Origin of the sequence: Muriicola soli (assembly GCF_004139715.1) — a bacterium.
Taxonomy (GTDB): domain Bacteria; phylum Bacteroidota; class Bacteroidia; order Flavobacteriales; family Flavobacteriaceae; genus Muriicola; species Muriicola soli.
On sequence record NZ_CP035544.1, the window covers coordinates 2526115 to 2542850 of the forward strand.

Below are 16736 nucleotides of genomic sequence, written 5' to 3' on the forward strand. Positions count from 1 at the left end.
CTCAGCTTTCCGGAGCAAGTTCAACCACAAGCTCATCCAAAGAATCTTCCAAGGGAATCTGACAACTTAAGCGACTGTTGTCCTTTACATAAAAAGCTTCAGATAACATTGCTTCTTCCTCATCTGATTTTGCCTCCATTTCATGTGAAGAAATTATATAGACCTGGCAGGAGGCACACATCGCCATGCCCCCACATATGCCTATAGTTCCCTCAGGAGCCAACTCATAGGATCGCAGCAATTCCATCAGGTTCATGTTCATATCGGTAGGAGCGCTAACCTTATGTGTCTTTCCCGCTCTGTCAGTAATTGTAACCTGAATATCGCTCATGATCAAACAATGGCTTTTACAACGGCTTTTGGGGCTTCTTTTTTCGACCCATCAAAGCCTTGTATGCCCCCAACAGTAGTGTATTTGAGCACGTATCTTTTATTGGGGTGGATCCTCCTGTAGGCACTTTGACACATCAGTGTTGCCTCGTGGAAACCACACAGGATAAGTTTAAGTTTTCCCGGATAAGTATTTACATCTCCTATAGCGTAAATACCGGGTAAATTGGTTTGATAGTCCAGGGTATTATCCACCTTGATAGCGTTTTTTTCAATCTCAAGGCCCCAATTAGCTATCGGTCCCAGTTTGGGAGAAAGTCCAAAAAGTGGTATAAAATGATCGATGTCTAGTTTAAATTCTTCAACTTCTCCTTTTGCACCTTCACGTCTAACAGAAGCCCATTCAAGTTGATCTTTGCCTCCAATGGCCGTAATTTCAGCCGGAGTGATCAGCCTTACCTTCCCCTGATTTTTTAATTCCTGTACTTTTTCTACCGAGTCGAGCGCTCCTCTGAATTCATTTCTTCGATGTACCAGGGTCACCTCTTCAGCCACGTTGGCGAGAAATACGGTCCAGTCTAATGCAGAATCACCACCGCCTGCCAGAAGTACTCTTTTGTTCCTGTATTTTTCAGGATCCTTGATCATATACTCAACACCCTTGTCTTCATAGATGGCAAGGTTGTCCAATAGGGGTTTTCTCGGTTCAAAACTCCCGAGCCCTCCCGCAATAGCAACAACAGGTGCTTGGTGTTTGGTGCCTTTGTTAGTTGTGACTACAAAGGTTCCATCTTCCTGTTGATCTATAGTGGTTGCTTGTTCTCCCAGGGTGAACCCAGGTTGAAAAGGAGCGATTTGTTGCATCAAATTATCTACCAGATCACCGGCCAAAATTTCCGGAAATCCGGGAATGTCATAAATAGGTTTCTTGGGATAAATCTCTGCACATTGCCCGCCAGGTTGTGGCAAAGCATCAATTATATGGCATTTTAGTTGAAGTAATCCAGCTTCAAAAACTGCAAATAAGCCCGTAGGGCCCGCCCCAATTATCAGGATATCTGTTTTAATCATACTTGTTTTCTTTGTACGAGGAATGGGAAGTGATTTTGGACGACATTTAACTGACGAGGTTTATTACCTGCTCTATCTGAGGAGCGTGCTTTTTGATAGTCATCTCTACCCCGCTCTTCAATGTCATCTGATTTACACTACAGCCCACGCAATTCCCTTCGAGACGCACCTTAACCAAATTGCCGTTCTCAATGGAAACCAGAGAAATATCACCTCCGTCACTTTGTAAAAAGGGGCGAATTTCATCCAGGGCTTTTTCTACTTTGATCTTCAGTTCGTCAGGCGTCATTATCATTTCTTTTTAACAGCAGAACATCCTGCCATGGTGGTTATTTTAATGGCCTCTGTAGGAGGCATACTGGAATTTCTCCGTACGAGTTCCTGAACGGTATTTCTCGTGATCTCCTCAAAAGAAGATTCAAGTGGAGTAGCGGTTTGTAAGGCTGCAGGTCTACCCACGTCACCTGCCTCCCGAATACTTTGCACCAGGGGTAAGGCTCCGAGAAACGGTACGTCCATGTCTTCTGCCAAATTTTTTGCGCCATCCTTCCCGAAGATGTAGTACCTGTTCTCTGGAAGTTCAGCAGGAGTAAAATACGCCATATTTTCAATGATCCCGAGGACGGGTACATTGATCGCCTCCTGCTGGAACATCGCTACTCCTTTTCTGGCATCTGCAAGGGCGATCTCCTGGGGGGTACTTACCACAACTGATCCGGTTACAGGCAGTGCCTGCATAATACTTAAATGAATGTCTCCTGTACCCGGCGGAAGGTCAATTAGCAAGAAATCCAACTCTCCCCAGTGAGCATCAAAGATCATCTGGTTGAGGGCTTTGGCTGCCATAGGTCCCCTCCAGATAACGGCCTGGTTAGGTTGAGTAAAAAATCCAATAGACAAAATCTTTACCCCGTAATTCTCAATGGGTTTCATTTTTGACTTCCCTTCTACCTCAACGGCAAGTGGTTTCTGTGAAGCAACGTCGAACATTATTGGGATAGAGGGACCATAAATATCAGCATCCAAAATTCCTACTTTAAATCCCATTTTGGCCAGTGTTGCGGCCAGATTAGCAGTGACAGTAGATTTTCCAACTCCTCCTTTGCCCGAAGCAACAGCAATAATATTGTTTATCCCCGGAATGGGTTTTCCTTTTATCTCGTTTGCTTTGGGTTTAGCCGGAGCATCGACAGTTAAATTAACGGTGATCTTAGCCTTTTCATAAACCTGGCGGTGTATAGCTTGTAAAATGGAAACTTCGGTTTTCTTTTTGGCTTGAAGACTGGGGTTGGTAATACTGATATCTACAACAACCTCGTCACCAAAAGTCTGTATATTCTTTACCGCTCCGCTATCAAACATATTTTGTCCCTCACCCGGTACTGAAATGGATTGCAGAGCTTTTATTATTTCTTTTTTGTCAAGTTTCATCCCGCTATAATCGAGCTTTAATATATAATGATTCTAAACAACAAAGATAGGGCTTAGGACCGAGAATTGGAAAGAACTGAATGGAAATGACTTATAGGGGAATTCTGCTTACTTATGATGCGTTTTCTCTGGATTGTAGAACAAATTATACGTCATGGTCGAGTTCCTTCATCGGATCCCAATAATGCTTCTTAAAATCCTGAATCTGGTCATCTACGATCACAAGTCCCTCATTTTCGAGCAATTGTTGCATCAGGTTGGTCCCTCCGAAATGATGCTTCCCCGTGAGCAAGCCAACTCTATTAACCACCCGATGTGCAGGTACGTCTTCCCTGTCAACAACATTATTCATAGCCCAGCCCACGGTTCTCGCACTTCGGGCAGTCCCTAGGTACCTGGCTATGGCTCCATAGGATGTCACACGACCGTAAGGGACTTGCTTTACGAGATCATAGACTTTTGTAAAAAAATCGGACTCCTTTTTAGCCATGATTACTGTTAAATAAACGAATTAAGGTAATTAAGAGTAAAATAAGCATCAACCCACTCAGAATATAATTGGAGTTCCTGGAAAAGGTCTTGTTCTTCATTTCAAGTTTATTGAAATAGAATGTATACAGATAGAGTACAGTAAATGTCCCCATTCCTGCTGCCAGGATAAAGGTAGCAATATCCCATACCTGAAACTTGATCCAACCTGAAGCATTCCACATCACGTTGAGCCCGCTGTAATAGGGTATCGTAAGTAAATTCAAGGCTGCCAGGAGCATCCCTTTAAAAAAGCTGTTCTTTTTACTTATTTTCTCAATGCGGATTTTCTTCGGTTTAAACCGCTTGCCCATTATAAAAAAGTAAATCGCGAAGAAGGCGAAAATACCTACCGCTATCTTCATCAGCAAGTCGATAACTGCAGGATTTCTATACAGAAATTTGGAGATCAGTACAGCGATATAAGCCTGCATCATGATCATTGTAGACACTCCGAGGCTAAAAATGATGCCATTGTTCTTTCCCTTTTCCACACTGGTTTTAGCGGCATTCATATTCAAAAGGCCGGGAGGAACAGTGGCCATAAAGGCTGCAGAGAAGGTGACAAAAAATAAGATTAACAGATGGGTCATAAAGCAGACATCCTGAATTTTAAATAGGTAATGGGTTTACCCAGCTCAAGATACTGATTTTCATAAAAGGTCTGAATTTCCAAAACTTCTTTCGGACTTCCCTCGTTTTTGTAGACATCGTGATTGGAATAGAGGATATCCATTTTTGCGGCTTGTAGAATGCCTAGAGTATATCCGTGCATAAATTCACTATCCGTTTTTAGGTGCACAATGCCTTGCTTTTTTAATACACGAGCATACTTTTTTAAGAATTCCAGATTTGTCAGCCGGTGTTTTGTCCTTTTGTACTTGATCTGCGGGTCTGGGAAAGTGATCCAAATCTCAGACAGCTCACCTTCGGCAAACAAGGCATCAATAAGACCGATTTGCGACCTGATGAAGTGGACGTTTTCCAGAGAATCTTCTAGGGCAGTTTTAGCTCCCCGCCACAAACGGGCACCTTTTATATCTATCCCGATATAATTATTCTCAGGATGCATTCGGGCCAATTCGACCGTATATTCTCCTTTACCACAACCTAGTTCTACTATCAGTGGATTTTCATTTCCAAATACTTCAGACCACTTTCCTTTATGCGGAAATAAGCCATTGAGGACTTCTTCCCGGGTAGGCTGGATCACATTGGGAAAGGATTCGTTTTCTTTAAAGCGCTTGAGTTTATTCTTACTCCCCACAAAAATCTGACATTGATGTTTTGCAAAACTAAGGAATTCAACACAGGCGATTGTAACTATTCCCGGGGTTTACTCTCTTTTTCTAGGGTGAATGAAAATTCAGATCCTACATCTTCTGCGCTTTCCACGTATATCTTTTCTCCGTGTGCCTCGATAATGTGTTTTACAATGGCAAGACCAAGGCCCGAACCGCCTTCTTTCCTGCTTCCACTTTGATCAATTCTATAAAAGCGTTCAAAGATCCTTGGTAGGTGGATCTCTGGAATACCTTCACCATTGTCGGTAATCCTGACGATTACTTTATTTTTTATTAGATTTTCCACACTAACCTCAGTAGTGCCATCTGGATGACCGTATTTAATAGAGTTAACGACCAGATTGGTAATCACTTGTTGTATCTTTTCCCTATCTCCCCTAACGTATATCGGATTCACATAATCCATATCGAAGGTGAGACTAATATTCTTTTTTGCAGCCTTCATTTCCAAAAGGTCAAAAACGCTTTGGATCAATTCAACGATATCAAAAGTGTCCATATCCAGGCTGAGATCTCCCACCTCCAATTTGGTAATCAAATCGAGGTCCTTAACGATGTAGATAAGTCGCTCTACCCCTTTGTTGGCCCTTTGAAGGTATTTTTTACGAACTTTTTTGTCTTCCATTGCTCCCTCGAGCAAAGTGAGGATGTATCCCTGAACCGTAAAAAGGGGAGTCTTTAATTCATGCGAAACATTACCTAAAAAGTCTTTCCGGTACTCCTCTCTGATCTTTAGTGTATCAATCTCAATCCTTTTATCCTTGGCGAATTTCTCGATTTCTTCATTGAGAGTTGCCATGTCTGTTGTAATTGGACCACTGGCAAAGGATGTGGATTCTAAAAAAGACACATCATCGTAGATCTTCTTTATCCGTACATAGATGAATTTCTCCACCCGATATTGTATGACCAGAAAACAAACACCAAAAACCAAGAATATGGAAATCACCAGAACGGGCCAGTAATCCCATAAAGACAAATAATAAAAAAGCGCTAATGAAAAAAGTAAGAGTATTGCGGAAATGTAGGAGGAAGACCTCAGAGCAAACTTATAGGATTTCCTCAGTTCCTTAGCCATTACAAAACAAACTTATAACCCACACCTTTAACTGTTATAAAGTGATGATCCCCAATTTTCTCCCTGAGTTTGCGAATATGTACGTCAATAGTTCTGCCACCAACCACCACTTCCTGACCCCAGACCTTGTCTAAAATCACTTCTCTTTTAAAAACTTTGTCGGGCTTAGAAGTTAGCAGAGACAGTAATTCAAACTCCTTTCTGGGGAGGACTATTTCTTTCCCTGCATTCACTACCTTATACTCTTCTCTGTTGATCACAATATCCCCCACTTTCTTTATTTCCGGCTGGGGTTCTTGGTCCTCTTTTAATCTTCTTAAAAGCGCCTTGACTTTACTTACGAGTACTTTGGGTTTTACAGGTTTAGTGATATAGTCATCTGCCCCTGCTTCAAAACCTGCAACCTGCGAATAATCCTCGCCCCTGGCCGTGAGAAAAGTGATGATGGTATCTTTGAGTCCGTCTGTATTCCTGATAATTTCACATGCCTCTATCCCATCCATTTCCGGCATCATCACATCTAATATGATGAGATGTGGTTTCTTTTTCTTGGCCTTTTCAACCCCTTCAACTCCGTTTTTTGCTGTTGAAACCTGGTAGCCCTCAGAAGACAAGTTATACTTTAGAATCTCCAAGATATCTGGCTCGTCGTCAACAAGGAGGATTCTGATGTCTTGTTTCTTCATTAATTTCAAGATTAGTCATTCGACCAAAAATATAAATAAAAAACACACCCCGGGGGTACTTCAGTTCGAAATACGGAACATAACAATTTTATAACATAGGCCTGGTGTGCTATTGCAATCGTCCTGACCTGATTTTTGGCTTAATTTTGTTGGAAAGAAGCTTCACAATGGTATGATTAATGATATATAGGGGTATAAAGGTGCATTTCATCGAATTTCTTCGCTAGAATAGGCCTTGTAACAATTATGGAATCTCAAAATAAGTATATTTGTTATGTGTTCTATGTAACCCCCTCAGTATGAAGCACTTTTACCTACTCGCTTTTTTATTGGTTTTTTCTACCGGGTTCGCTCAGGACAAGCCTACAAATCCTGGTGAAATTTCTGGCTTCAAGCTTTACCCCAATCCGGTTACCAATGGCAAAGTTTTTATTCAGACCGAAGCCAACGCGCCAAAGAAAATACTCATCTTCGATGTATTGGGAACTCAGGTAATTGAAACCACCATCTTAGGGAACGAACTAAATTTGTCTAACCTGGATTCCGGAATATACGTATTACGGGTGCAGGAAAAAGATAAGGTAGCCACCCGTAAATTGATCATCAAATAGTTAATTCCTGAACAGTATTCTCCTGTTCTAGGCCTTTAAGGATCATCTAAGTTGTCGATAAAATGCAGTTTTTTATCGATGAAATACCAAGGCTTTTTCTTTCACCTACATTTTCCTTCCATTCACAACAATTTGTGGGGTCTGAAGTGGTCTTTAGGTACCTTTAAGTATTGATCCCAAATCAATATTGATGAAAATACTCTACTTAACCACTTTTTTATTGTTTTCCCTATGGGGTTATGGCCAGGAAAAACCTCCTGCCGATGCGGTCCCCTCTCAGGAAATTCCCAATTTTAAACTATATCCCAATCCGGCGTACAGTGATGTGGTCTATATCACATCCGAATACAACGATACCAAGATGATCACTGTTTACGATGTACTTGGTGAAGTAGTTCTAAGAGATCGGATCTCTACGAATACGCTGAATATATCCCGATTGGTTCCCGGGGTTTACGTTTTACAAGTAAAAGAGAGGCAAAAATCCATGACCAGGAAGTTGGTCGTAAAATAATTTGCGATGCTTTTAGTGTTTATTTGTATAACCTAACACAGGGCTATAATTTACTACTTTTGGCGTAGTTTTTAACGCCATGGATCCCAATAGAATTTTCTCGATTAAAGAAAAGCACGAATTCGATGCTGCAGTCATCTCGGTTTTTCGATTCCAATACGAAAACAATTTGGTTTACAGAGAATTTTGTCAGCATATGGGGACCAAACCCTCAGATATTAATCGTGTAGAAGATATACCCTTTTTACCTATAGAGTTCTTCAGAAAAAAACAGCTGAGTTGCTCTTCCTCCAAACCAGAACTTATTTTTACCAGTAGTGGCACCACCTCATCCCTCCCGAGCAAACATTTCATTGCTGACGTGGGGATTTACGAACACAGTTTTCGCAAAAGCTTTGAACGGTTTTACGGAAACCCTGAAGACTTTTGTATTCTGGCTTTGTTGCCTTCTTATCTTGAACGATCCGGTTCCTCTTTGGTATATATGGTGAGGGATTTGATAGAACTTAGCAGACACCCAAAAAGTGGTTTTTATCTTGACAATCTACACACTCTGGCTAATCATCTGCAACTCTTAGAAGAGGAGAAAACCAAAACCCTATTAATTGGAGTATCCTTTGCTCTAATGGATCTTGCCGAACGGCATCCAATGGAACTCAACAATACCGTGATCATGGAAACCGGCGGAATGAAGGGTCAGCGGAAGGAATTGATTCGGGAAGAACTTCACCGGTATCTAAGCGAGGCGTTTCACCTGGAAAAAGTACATTCCGAATACGGGATGACAGAGCTGCTTTCACAAGCCTATTCTCAAGGTGATGGTGTATTTAATTCCCCTCCCTGGATGAAGGTTTTAATTCGAGATACCGAAGACCCCCTGAGTTTTATTGAACCCGGCAAGACCGGCGGGGTCAATATTATTGACCTTGCAAATCTGTATTCGTGTTCCTTTATCGCAACACAGGATCTGGGACGTCTGTGCCCGGAAGGTGGTTTCGAAATTCTCGGCCGATTTGATAATGCTGACATCCGGGGATGCAACCTGATGGTCCTGTAGCATGGGTGAGCTGCTTCCTTAGTCTTCTAAAACCGCTAAGATAAAATAGCTTTTTTTACCGCGTTGTAACAAGACGTAACTGTCATTGATAAGATCAGATTCACCAATTGTATATCCCTCAGCCACCTTTTCTTTATTCACCGAAATTGAATTTTGTTTTAGCTCCCTTCTCGCCTCTCCGTTGGAACTTAAAAATCCCGTTTTTGAAGCCAGGGCCGCAATAATGTCGAGTCCATCATTAATATCTTCCTTCGTTATTTCAGCCTGGGGAACTCCTTCAAAGACCTCCAGAAAGGTGTGGGCGTCGAGTGATTTGAGATCCGTAGAAGTAGAATTTCCAAAGAGAATAGTACTGGCTCGGATGGCATTTTCCAGATCAGTTTTGGAATGTACCATGGTAGTAACCTCTTCAGCCAATTTTCTCTGTAGTATTCTTAAATGAGGTGCTTCCTGGTGTTCTCTGATGAGGTTTTCAATCTCTGTCCTTGACAAGAAGGTAAAAATCTTGATGTACTTTTCAGCATCTTCGTCCGATGTATTGATCCAGTACTGGTAGAATTTATACGGAGAGGTCCTGTGGGCATCAAGCCATACGTTACCGTCTTCAGATTTACCAAATTTTGTACCATCAGCTTTGGTGATCAACGGGCAGGTTAGGGCATAGCCTTTTCCACCTCCTATACGTCTGATGAGTTCCGTTCCTGTTGTAATGTTTCCCCACTGGTCACTACCCCCCATTTGCAAGGTACAATTGTAATTCTGATACAGATAAAGGAAGTCATAGCCTTGCACCAACTGATAAGTAAACTCCGTGAAGGACATGCCTTCTTTGGCCTCTGCTTCAAGTCTTTTTTTGACAGAATCCTTAGCCATCATGTAGTTTACAGTGATGTGCTTTCCCACATCCCTGATAAAGTCGAGAAAACTGAAATCCTTCATCCAGTCATAATTATTGACCAGGACTGCACCGTTTTCAACCTCCGCATCGAAATCTAAAAAGCGGGATAGTTGTTCTCTGATAGCTTCCTGATTCAATCTCAGCGTTGTTTCATCCAACAAATTTCGTTCGCTCGATTTCCCCGACGGATCCCCTATCATACCCGTGGCACCTCCAATTAGCGCATAGGGTTTATGTCCGGCAAGCTGAAAATGCCTCAACATCATCACACCTACAAGATGACCAATATGAAGTGAATCTGCAGTAGGATCTATCCCCACGTAAGCCGATTGCATCTCAGACATTAGGTGATCTTCTGTGCCTGGCATGACATCGTGGAGCATACCACGCCATTTTAATTCTTCAACAAAGTTTGAATCCATCAGGTTTCATTTTCTTAGAATGATGCAAAGATAAAAGAAATACCATGGAGCCAAACCGATGTATTTGTAAATAAATCGGTCAGTTTTAAGTACTTTAGACCCATGATTCTAGTGACTGGAGGTACAGGATTGGTTGGAGCACATTTGCTGTTTCATTTGCTCAGTGAAAACAAACGCGTTAAGGCTATTTACCGTTCAGAGGAGTCCCTGCTGGAGACTATATCAATCTTCAAGCATTATTCGGACGAGGCCAATTCACTCTATCAAAGGATTACATGGATTAAAGCCGATATTACGGATGTTCCCTCCCTTGAAATTGCTTTTAAAGGAATTACTCAGGTTTACCATGCCGCTGCTATGATCTCCTTTAACCCGGCTGCCTGGTCAGCTTTAAAAAAAACTAATTTTGAAGGCACCGCGAACATTGTAAATCTGTGTTTGGCGCATAAGGTTGAGAAGCTCTGCTATGTAAGTTCTATCGCGGCTGTGGGCAGAGGGACTCATCAAGCTGTTGTGACTGAAGAAAATGATTGGCTGGAATCCGAAACCAGTGTTTATGCCTTGTCGAAACATCTTGCCGAAATGGAAGTCTGGAGGGGATCACAGGAAGGACTCAAGGTCGTTATCGTGAATCCCGGGGTTATTCTCGGCCCGGGAAACTGGAACCAGGGCAGCTTGAAATTCTTTGCAAAAACTGCTAAGGGAATTCAAAGATATTTTCCGGGAGGAACCGGCTTTGTTGCGGTCAAGGATGTGGCTTCGGCAATGTATATGCTCATGGAATCCGAAGTCTACAATGAAAGATTTATCACCATTAGCGAGAACATGAGTTTTAAGAACTTGTTGGTTCAGATCAGTAATTCATTCGGACTGGACGCACCTTCTAAACAAATACCTATGTGGCAGATGGAGATCGGTTGGAGACTGGACTGGTTTAGTCATTACTTCCTGAGAACAAAAAGAAGACTTACACGAGATACGGTGAATTCCTTAAAGACGCAGCGGATGTATTCCTCAGAAAAAATTGAGAAAACAATTGGTTTTGAATTCTCAGATCTGCAAAAGTGTATTGCATCTTCCTGTGCCTATTTTAAAAGCAGATACCCTGAGGCATTTAAGTGAACTATTTCTCTGATATAGAGTCTTTTATCTTCCGGCTTCTTTTTATCAGACTGTCATTTCTCTTCTGTCTGTTTTCCTCCACTTTTAATTTTTCTGCTTCCAATCTGGCAGCAACCTCTTTGTAAATCGACTCATAAACTAAGGGCTGGGAAGCGTAGTATATATCGCTTTTGACAAATTGCAGACTATCTACCCCGTATTGGTTAAAAAGGAAGGTGGTTGGATTGTCAAAGTAGACTTCCAAAATTGCCTTGTTTGTGCCTTTAGCCGAATTTAGGATGGCAAGGTCAAACAAAAGTTGAGTCATCTTTTCCTTAGGGATCAGATCATCAGGTTTTTCGATGAGCTTTTCAGCGCATGAACCGAGAAAGATTAATACCACTAAAGCGAGAATCTTGATTTTCATAATCGGTCAAATGTAAGTCGCTTTGCTCGCTTTTCTTTGGAAAAAATTCCATTATCATACGCCAGGTGTCCGTTGACAAAGGTATGGGTAACTCTAGATTTAAAAGAAGTCCCTTCAAAAGGTGACCAGCCGCATTTGTAATAAAGATTGTCTTTTTTTACTTCCCAGGGGTCGTTGGGATTGACTATTGTAAGGTCTGCATAATACCCTTCTCGCAGGTACCCTCTTTCTTTAATGTCGAAAAGTATGGCAGGATTATGGCACATTTTCGTGACCATGATCTCCGGACTTATCTTCCCTTCAAGCATTTTCTGCATCATTGCAGGCAAGGCGTGTTGCACCAGCGGTCCTCCTGACGGGGCTTTCAGATAAGCCTGGTCTTTTTCTTCAAGAGTATGGGGAGCGTGATCTGTGGCAACTATATCAATGCGATCATCCAATAAGGCTTTCCACAGTCCCTCCCTGTCAGTCGATTTCTTTATCGCCGGATTCCATTTGATATGTGTTCCGTATTTTTCGTAGTCTTCCTCTGAAAACCAAAGGTGATGAAGACACACCTCTGCTGTGATCTTCTTTTCTTTTAGAGGAATTTCATTGGTGAAAAGCTCAAGTTCTTTTGCAGTGGACAAGTGAAAAACATGCAGGCGTGCTCCGGTTTTTTTTGCTAATGCTACCGCCTTAAAGGAGGAGAGGTAGCAAGCCTCTTCACTTCTGATCATTGGATGACATCGTATAGGAATATCCTCTCCAAATTCACTTTTATACTTTTCGAGATTATGTCTTATCGTAGACTCGTCCTCGCAATGCGCCGATATAACCAATTCGGTGTTACGGAAAATCTGTTCCAATACTTGCTCGTCGTCTACCAACATGTTCCCCGTGGAAGAGCCCAAAAAAAGTTTAACCCCGGAACAAGCGTTTTTATCAAGTTTTTTCAGTTCTTCAAGGTTGTCATTTGTCCCTCCAAAAAGGAAGGAATAGTTGGCGTATGAAAACTGTGCTCCCAGCTGAAACTTTGCTTCAAGCTTCTCTATGGTGGTCGTTTGGGGATTAGTATTGGGCTGTTCCATAAAGGTAGTTATCCCACCGGCAACAGCAGCCCTGCTTTCTGTAGAAATGGAACCTTTATGGGTTAACCCGGGTTCCCTGAAATGGACCTGGTCGTCAATGATACCGGGCAGCAGATAACTCCCCTCCGCATCCATGGTGAGCGCTCCTTCACAGGTAATAGACGAGGCGATTTTAGATATTCTCTCGCCATCTATCAACAAATCTGCCTCCTGGGTGGTCCCTTCATTGACCAATAAAGCGTTCTTTATTAATATCTTCCTCATATTAAAAACCGTTTCTGTTAAAAAGGCTGCTAATCCTCATGCTGATTACCCCAAATACCGCTTCCCAAATAATGGAGGAACTCATTTTTGATTTTCCTTTTTCCCGGTCAGTAAAGATAATAGAGACCTCTTCAATTTTAAATCTTTTCAGATATGCCCTGTATTTCATCTCTATCTGGAAGGCATAGCCTATAAATTTAACCGAATCAAGATCCAGAGCTTCAAGTACTTTACGTCTATAGCAGACAAAACCCGCTGTTGGGTCGTGTACCCGCATCCCTGTAATGATCTTAACGTAGAAGGAAGCCCCATAAGAAAGAAGGATTCTGTAAAGTGGCCAGTTTACGACGTTTACTCCTTTTTTGTACCGGGATCCTACAACCACATCGGCCCCGTTGGCACAAGCCCTGTATAATCGAGCCAGGTCGGTGGGTCTATGGGAGAAGTCGGCATCCATTTCAAAAATAAAAAGGTATTCTCTCTGTAAAGCCCATTTAAACCCGTGAATATAGGCAGTACCCAAACCGGATTTCTCTGTACGTTCTTCCAGAAAGAGTTTTCCAGCGAATTTTTTCTGTAATGCTCTGACAGCATTTCCGGTTCCATCAGGGGAATTGTCATCTACCACCAATACATGGAAATCCTTTTGAAGTTCGAACACAGCCTCAATTATGGCCTCTATATTCTCAATTTCATTGTAGGATGGAATAATTACTAAACTATCGGTCATCAAATAAAGGAAATTGAGCAAAAATAAGGCTTTCAAACGACTGTATCAGACAGGAAATAAATTTTTCTTGTCGCATTTAGCAAAGAGTTAGATGTGATTATTTGTAATTTTGCGGCGTATTTGAATTAGAATGAAACAAAAGTTTCCGGGACTATTTCTGTATTTCCTACTTGCCATATTTATCCTGAACCTACTTCAGGCAAATTTTACGCAACTGCTTTTTGATGAAGCCTATTACTGGTACTACGCCAAGGATCTCGCTTGGGGATATTTTGACCATCCCCCAATGGTGGCCTGGCTCATAGCTCTGGGAAGTGTTTTTTTTGAGGGTGAACTCGGAATACGATTTTTAAGTTGCGTACTTAGTATAGGGACAATGAGCATCATTTGGGTTTTGGTGGACCACCCAAAAAAAAGGGATTACGTTTCCCATTTTTTCGTGCTGATACTTTCTATGACTCTGGTTCATGCCTATGGCTTTTTAATGTTGCCGGATACGCCCTTGCTTTTCTTTACAGCACTCTTCTTTTTGGCTTACAGCTACTTCCTGAAAAATCCTGGTTTTCTGGCTGCACTCTTTTTAGGGATTGTCATGGCAGCTCTAATGTACAGCAAGTACCACGCATTCCTGGTCATATTCTTTGTACTGCTTTCTAATCTTCGATTATTGAGCAATCCCTATGCCTGGATGGCGGTAGCGGTATCACTTTTGTGTTATGGACCTCATTTTTATTGGCTGTATGAACACGACTTTGTATCCGTTAATTATCACCTTTTTGAAAGACCAAACAGGCCTTACGAGTTTTTTGACTTTACCCTCGGTTATATCATTAATTTGATCGCCATTTTTGGCCTTACTTTCTATTGGATCTATCAAGCGCTTTTCAAAAACAACGATGATGGGCTCTTCCCCCGTGCGCTCCGTTTTGTTGCCTATGGGGTACTCATCTTCTTCCTTGTATCCAGTTTTCAACGCAGGGTACAGACCCAGTGGATTATTGTTATTTGTATTCCGGCTGCTGTTTTGGTATACAACTATATGTTGAACCATGGTCAGACCCGAAAATGGATCTTTAGGATGGGATTATTAAATATTCTGATTTTATTTTTTTTGAGAGTAGGATTGGTTTACGAACCGCTCTTCCCTGTGGTTTTTGAAACTCATGGAAATAAAACATGGACCAAGGAAATAACTTCGCAAGTGGGAGATATTCCCGTGGTTTTCGAAAACTCTTACAGGATGTCCCCCATGTTTTCGTTCTATTCGGGAAATATTTCTTTTTCTCTTAACAATGTGTGGTATCGTGAAAATCAATATTCTATTGACAAGACCGAGGAGACGGTAAGGGGAAAAAGAGTTCTTTATGTCTCAAAATACCTGCCAGACAGGGATATTTCTTTCACTATGCCAGACAGTACCCTATTTTATGGGGTGTATAAAGATCCTTTTATTTCCTATAGAAAACTGAGAACGGAAATTATCAATATTAGCAGTATGGATACTGAAATACCAGTCATCTTCGATTTATACAATCCATATCCCTTTGCTGTTCCGAATGATGAACTTGAATTTGGACTGGCCTTATTGGATTCGTATAAACAGCTAATTGAAGTGATTCCGATAAAAGCAGAGCCCTCCGAAGACTATAGTCCTCTGATAGCCTCAGAAGCTCACCGTAAATTTCAATTCCTCATGCCCGAACTCCCCATTGAAGAGGTTGCTTATGTTAAAATTGTAATTTCGGAAAACGGATTGAGATGGGGGCTAAATGGAATTAAAACAGAAATAGACTAATGGACCCCATACTCAGGGAAACTACAGGTACGGATTGGATTACCATCATTATTTTTTCAAGCGCATTTTTTCTTGTGCTTGCGAAGAGTTTGTTCTATGGGCGATTCCTGAACTTTATCATCTTGCCATTCAATAACAAATACATTTTTCTCTACAACAAAAAGGACAAGTTGATGAATTGGTTTCATATTTTTTTCACGGTTTTCCTCTTACTTAATTTATCCCTTTTCCTCTATATCGGGATAAGCCTTTATCAGCCGGAGGACGTCATTTCCTCCCCCTTTTGTTTGTGCTGATTACCGGACTCTTGTTTCTATTCCTGTTTGCTAAAATAATTATGCAACTCGGTAGCAGTGCCATCTTTAATTCGCAGTCGATCATCACTGATATCATCTTTAAAAAAATTTCCTATCTCAATTACAGCGGACTTGTGATGTTTCTTGTTAATCTGCTGCTATGTTACGTTTTTATCGATTCTAAAACCATCTATTCTATTGGGATCGCACTGATTTTATTGATTTTGACCATAGGCTGGATAACGATAATTAAAACACATCTTAAGTTCCTTACTTCCTACTTTTTCTATTTTATTTTGTACCTTTGCGCACTCGAAATTGCCCCTTTGATCATTATTGTGAATACTCTTAAAGTTTGATGTCTATGAAAGTCAAAACGATTTTGGTATCTCAGCCTGAACCTAAGATGGAAAACTCTCCCTACCTCCGTCTCATTGAGAAAGAACATGTCAGGGTAGACTTCAGACCTTTTATTCACGTCGAAGGAGTGGCTGCCAAAATGGTAAGGCAGCAAAAAATAGATCTCAAAGAATTTACGGCTATCATCCTGACAAGCAGGAACTCCGTAGATCATTTTTTCAGAATCGCGGAGGAGATGCGGTTTAAGGTGCCTGATTCCATGAAATACTTTTGTCAATCGGAAGCAGTTGCCTATTACCTCCAGAAGTACGTTGTCTACCGTAAGCGAAAGATTTATGTTGGGAAACGCAATTTTGTCGATCTACAGCCTTTGTTTAAAAAGTACAAAGAAGAAAAATTTTTACTTCCCTCTTCGGACGTACTGAAATCGATTGTCCCCGAAACCCTTGATGAAATGAAACTCAATTGGACGAGGGGTATATTTTACAAAACCGTAATAAGCGATCTTTCCGATCTTCGAAATGTATATTACGACGTCTTGGTTTTCTTTAGTCCGTCCGGAATAGAATCGCTGTTGAAGAATTTTCCCGACTTTGAACAGAACAACACCAGGATAGCCGTATTTGGCAATTCTACTATTGAAGCGGCTACGGAGGCGGGTCTGCGCATCGATATAAAGGCGCCTACTCCCGAAACTCCTTCTATGACCATGGCGCTGCAGAAGTACATCACAAGCGTCAATAAGAAATAAACACGCACTTTT

At 41.4% G+C, this 16736-nt stretch carries 21 protein-coding genes; 8 read left to right on the plus strand and 13 right to left on the minus strand.

The window, feature by feature from the left end:
* Position 1: 1 nt before the first annotated feature.
* The 9 genes from EQY75_RS11450 to EQY75_RS11490 form a co-directional block, all read right to left on the minus strand.
* Positions 2-331, minus strand: a complete 330-nt coding sequence (locus EQY75_RS11450; RefSeq protein WP_129605972.1) for a 2Fe-2S iron-sulfur cluster-binding protein — start codon at positions 329-331, stop codon at positions 2-4.
* Between the two features lie 2 nt (positions 332-333).
* Positions 334-1401, minus strand: a complete 1068-nt coding sequence (locus tag EQY75_RS11455) for an NAD(P)/FAD-dependent oxidoreductase (protein ID WP_129605974.1) — start codon at positions 1399-1401, stop codon at positions 334-336.
* 46 nt (positions 1402-1447) lie between these two features.
* Positions 1448-1690 (minus strand): NifU family protein, encoded by a 243-nt coding sequence (locus EQY75_RS11460; RefSeq protein ID WP_129605976.1) that lies wholly within the window; start codon positions 1688-1690, stop codon positions 1448-1450.
* Positions 1691-1692: 2 nt separating this feature from the next.
* Entirely contained in the window at positions 1693-2832 is a 1140-nt protein-coding gene (locus tag EQY75_RS11465; protein ID WP_129605978.1) for an Mrp/NBP35 family ATP-binding protein, read from the minus strand.
* Positions 2833-2977: 145 nt separating this feature from the next.
* Positions 2978-3322 carry an MGMT family protein gene (locus tag EQY75_RS11470; protein WP_129605980.1) on the minus strand — a complete coding sequence of 115 codons (345 nt, stop codon included), beginning with the start codon at positions 3320-3322 and terminating at the stop codon, positions 2978-2980.
* Complete coding sequence (locus EQY75_RS11475) at positions 3315-3953, minus strand: LysE family transporter (RefSeq protein ID WP_129605982.1); 639 nt, start codon at positions 3951-3953, stop codon at positions 3315-3317. The genes EQY75_RS11470 and EQY75_RS11475 overlap by 8 nt, the downstream gene beginning before the upstream one ends.
* Complete coding sequence (gene trmB / locus EQY75_RS11480) at positions 3950-4627, minus strand: tRNA (guanosine(46)-N7)-methyltransferase TrmB (RefSeq protein WP_129605984.1); 678 nt, start codon at positions 4625-4627, stop codon at positions 3950-3952. The genes EQY75_RS11475 and trmB overlap by 4 nt, the downstream gene beginning before the upstream one ends.
* Positions 4628-4683: 56 nt before the next feature.
* Entirely contained in the window at positions 4684-5742 is a 1059-nt protein-coding gene (locus tag EQY75_RS11485; protein ID WP_129605986.1) for a sensor histidine kinase, read from the minus strand.
* Complete coding sequence (locus EQY75_RS11490) at positions 5742-6428, minus strand: response regulator transcription factor (protein WP_129605988.1); 687 nt, start codon at positions 6426-6428, stop codon at positions 5742-5744. The genes EQY75_RS11485 and EQY75_RS11490 overlap by 1 nt, the downstream gene beginning before the upstream one ends.
* 299 nt (positions 6429-6727) lie before the next feature.
* On the opposite strand from EQY75_RS11490, the gene EQY75_RS11495 reads away from it, so the two are divergent.
* The 3 genes from EQY75_RS11495 to EQY75_RS11505 all read left to right on the plus strand — a co-directional run bounded on the left by EQY75_RS11495 (position 6728) and on the right by EQY75_RS11505 (position 8610).
* Positions 6728-7039 carry a T9SS type A sorting domain-containing protein gene (locus tag EQY75_RS11495; RefSeq protein ID WP_129605990.1) on the plus strand — a complete coding sequence of 104 codons (312 nt, stop codon included), beginning with the start codon at positions 6728-6730 and terminating at the stop codon, positions 7037-7039.
* Positions 7040-7229: 190 nt separating this feature from the next.
* Positions 7230-7553, plus strand: coding sequence for a T9SS type A sorting domain-containing protein (locus tag EQY75_RS11500; RefSeq protein ID WP_129605992.1), 324 nt, complete (start codon positions 7230-7232; stop codon positions 7551-7553).
* A 79-nt stretch (positions 7554-7632) separates the two neighbouring features.
* Positions 7633-8610: a LuxE/PaaK family acyltransferase gene (locus tag EQY75_RS11505; RefSeq protein WP_129605993.1), complete on the plus strand. Its 978-nt coding sequence runs from the start codon at positions 7633-7635 to the stop codon at positions 8608-8610.
* Positions 8611-8628: 18 nt separating this feature from the next.
* Here EQY75_RS11505 and tyrS read toward each other — a convergent pair whose 3' ends face one another.
* On the minus strand, positions 8629-9930 hold the full coding sequence (tyrS, locus tag EQY75_RS11510; protein ID WP_129605995.1) for a tyrosine--tRNA ligase: 1302 nt from the start codon (positions 9928-9930) through the stop codon (positions 8629-8631).
* 102 nt (positions 9931-10032) lie between these two features.
* On the opposite strand from tyrS, the gene EQY75_RS11515 reads away from it, so the two are divergent.
* Entirely contained in the window at positions 10033-11052 is a 1020-nt protein-coding gene (locus tag EQY75_RS11515) for an NAD-dependent epimerase/dehydratase family protein (RefSeq protein ID WP_129605997.1), read from the plus strand.
* Position 11053: 1 nt separating this feature from the next.
* Here the strand turns inward: EQY75_RS11515 and EQY75_RS11520 are convergent, their stop codons facing one another.
* From EQY75_RS11520 to EQY75_RS11530, 3 genes are read right to left on the minus strand one after another with little or no spacing between them, the layout of a single operon-like run.
* Complete coding sequence (locus EQY75_RS11520; protein WP_129605999.1) at positions 11054-11458, minus strand: DUF4296 domain-containing protein; 405 nt, start codon at positions 11456-11458, stop codon at positions 11054-11056.
* A complete protein-coding gene (locus EQY75_RS11525) occupies positions 11455-12792 on the minus strand; it encodes a dihydroorotase (protein ID WP_129606001.1) in 1338 nt (445 codons plus the stop codon). The genes EQY75_RS11520 and EQY75_RS11525 overlap by 4 nt, the downstream gene beginning before the upstream one ends.
* A 1-nt stretch (position 12793) precedes the next feature.
* The gene (locus EQY75_RS11530; protein ID WP_129606003.1) at positions 12794-13522 is read right to left on the minus strand and encodes a polyprenol monophosphomannose synthase; all 729 of its coding nucleotides are present in this window, start codon (positions 13520-13522) and stop codon (positions 12794-12796) included.
* A 130-nt stretch (positions 13523-13652) separates the two neighbouring features.
* On the opposite strand from EQY75_RS11530, the gene EQY75_RS11535 reads away from it, so the two are divergent.
* From EQY75_RS11535 to EQY75_RS11545, 4 genes are read left to right on the plus strand one after another with little or no spacing between them, the layout of a single operon-like run.
* Positions 13653-15317, plus strand: coding sequence for an ArnT family glycosyltransferase (locus EQY75_RS11535; RefSeq protein ID WP_129606005.1), 1665 nt, complete (start codon positions 13653-13655; stop codon positions 15315-15317).
* Positions 15317-15613 (plus strand): DUF4271 domain-containing protein, encoded by a 297-nt coding sequence (locus tag EQY75_RS14345; RefSeq protein WP_281278407.1) that lies wholly within the window; start codon positions 15317-15319, stop codon positions 15611-15613. Before EQY75_RS11535 ends, EQY75_RS14345 begins: the two co-directional genes overlap by 1 nt.
* A complete protein-coding gene (locus EQY75_RS14350) occupies positions 15607-15972 on the plus strand; it encodes a DUF4271 domain-containing protein (RefSeq protein WP_281278433.1) in 366 nt (121 codons plus the stop codon). The genes EQY75_RS14345 and EQY75_RS14350 overlap by 7 nt, the downstream gene beginning before the upstream one ends.
* A 5-nt stretch (positions 15973-15977) precedes the next feature.
* Positions 15978-16724 (plus strand): uroporphyrinogen-III synthase, encoded by a 747-nt coding sequence (locus EQY75_RS11545; RefSeq protein WP_129606007.1) that lies wholly within the window; start codon positions 15978-15980, stop codon positions 16722-16724.
* The last annotated feature ends 12 nt before the right edge of the window (positions 16725-16736 follow it).

What these genes read in the sequence shown, in the direction of transcription:
- EQY75_RS11505 (WP_129605993.1), top strand. Translation starts at nt 7,633, where the DNA reads ATGGATCCCAATAGAATTTTCTCGATTAAAGAAAAGCACGAATTCGAT.
- EQY75_RS11455 (WP_129605974.1), bottom strand. Translation starts at nt 1,401, where the DNA reads ATGATTAAAACAGATATCCTGATAATTGGGGCGGGCCCTACGGGCTTA.
- EQY75_RS11475 (WP_129605982.1), bottom strand. Translation starts at nt 3,953, where the DNA reads ATGACCCATCTGTTAATCTTATTTTTTGTCACCTTCTCTGCAGCCTTT.
- EQY75_RS11495 (WP_129605990.1), top strand. Translation starts at nt 6,728, where the DNA reads ATGAAGCACTTTTACCTACTCGCTTTTTTATTGGTTTTTTCTACCGGG.
- EQY75_RS14345 (WP_281278407.1), top strand. Translation starts at nt 15,317, where the DNA reads ATGGACCCCATACTCAGGGAAACTACAGGTACGGATTGGATTACCATC.
- EQY75_RS11515 (WP_129605997.1), top strand. Translation starts at nt 10,033, where the DNA reads ATGATTCTAGTGACTGGAGGTACAGGATTGGTTGGAGCACATTTGCTG.
- EQY75_RS11535 (WP_129606005.1), top strand. Translation starts at nt 13,653, where the DNA reads ATGAAACAAAAGTTTCCGGGACTATTTCTGTATTTCCTACTTGCCATA.
- EQY75_RS11530 (WP_129606003.1), bottom strand. Translation starts at nt 13,522, where the DNA reads ATGACCGATAGTTTAGTAATTATTCCATCCTACAATGAAATTGAGAAT.
- EQY75_RS11465 (WP_129605978.1), bottom strand. Translation starts at nt 2,832, where the DNA reads ATGAAACTTGACAAAAAAGAAATAATAAAAGCTCTGCAATCCATTTCA.
- EQY75_RS11545 (WP_129606007.1), top strand. Translation starts at nt 15,978, where the DNA reads ATGAAAGTCAAAACGATTTTGGTATCTCAGCCTGAACCTAAGATGGAA.
- EQY75_RS11525 (WP_129606001.1), bottom strand. Translation starts at nt 12,792, where the DNA reads ATGAGGAAGATATTAATAAAGAACGCTTTATTGGTCAATGAAGGGACC.
- EQY75_RS11485 (WP_129605986.1), bottom strand. Translation starts at nt 5,742, where the DNA reads ATGGCTAAGGAACTGAGGAAATCCTATAAGTTTGCTCTGAGGTCTTCC.
- EQY75_RS11470 (WP_129605980.1), bottom strand. Translation starts at nt 3,322, where the DNA reads ATGGCTAAAAAGGAGTCCGATTTTTTTACAAAAGTCTATGATCTCGTA.
- EQY75_RS11500 (WP_129605992.1), top strand. Translation starts at nt 7,230, where the DNA reads ATGAAAATACTCTACTTAACCACTTTTTTATTGTTTTCCCTATGGGGT.
- tyrS (WP_129605995.1), bottom strand. Translation starts at nt 9,930, where the DNA reads ATGGATTCAAACTTTGTTGAAGAATTAAAATGGCGTGGTATGCTCCAC.
- EQY75_RS11460 (WP_129605976.1), bottom strand. Translation starts at nt 1,690, where the DNA reads ATGACGCCTGACGAACTGAAGATCAAAGTAGAAAAAGCCCTGGATGAA.
- EQY75_RS11520 (WP_129605999.1), bottom strand. Translation starts at nt 11,458, where the DNA reads ATGAAAATCAAGATTCTCGCTTTAGTGGTATTAATCTTTCTCGGTTCA.
- EQY75_RS11450 (WP_129605972.1), bottom strand. Translation starts at nt 331, where the DNA reads ATGAGCGATATTCAGGTTACAATTACTGACAGAGCGGGAAAGACACAT.
- EQY75_RS11490 (WP_129605988.1), bottom strand. Translation starts at nt 6,428, where the DNA reads ATGAAGAAACAAGACATCAGAATCCTCCTTGTTGACGACGAGCCAGAT.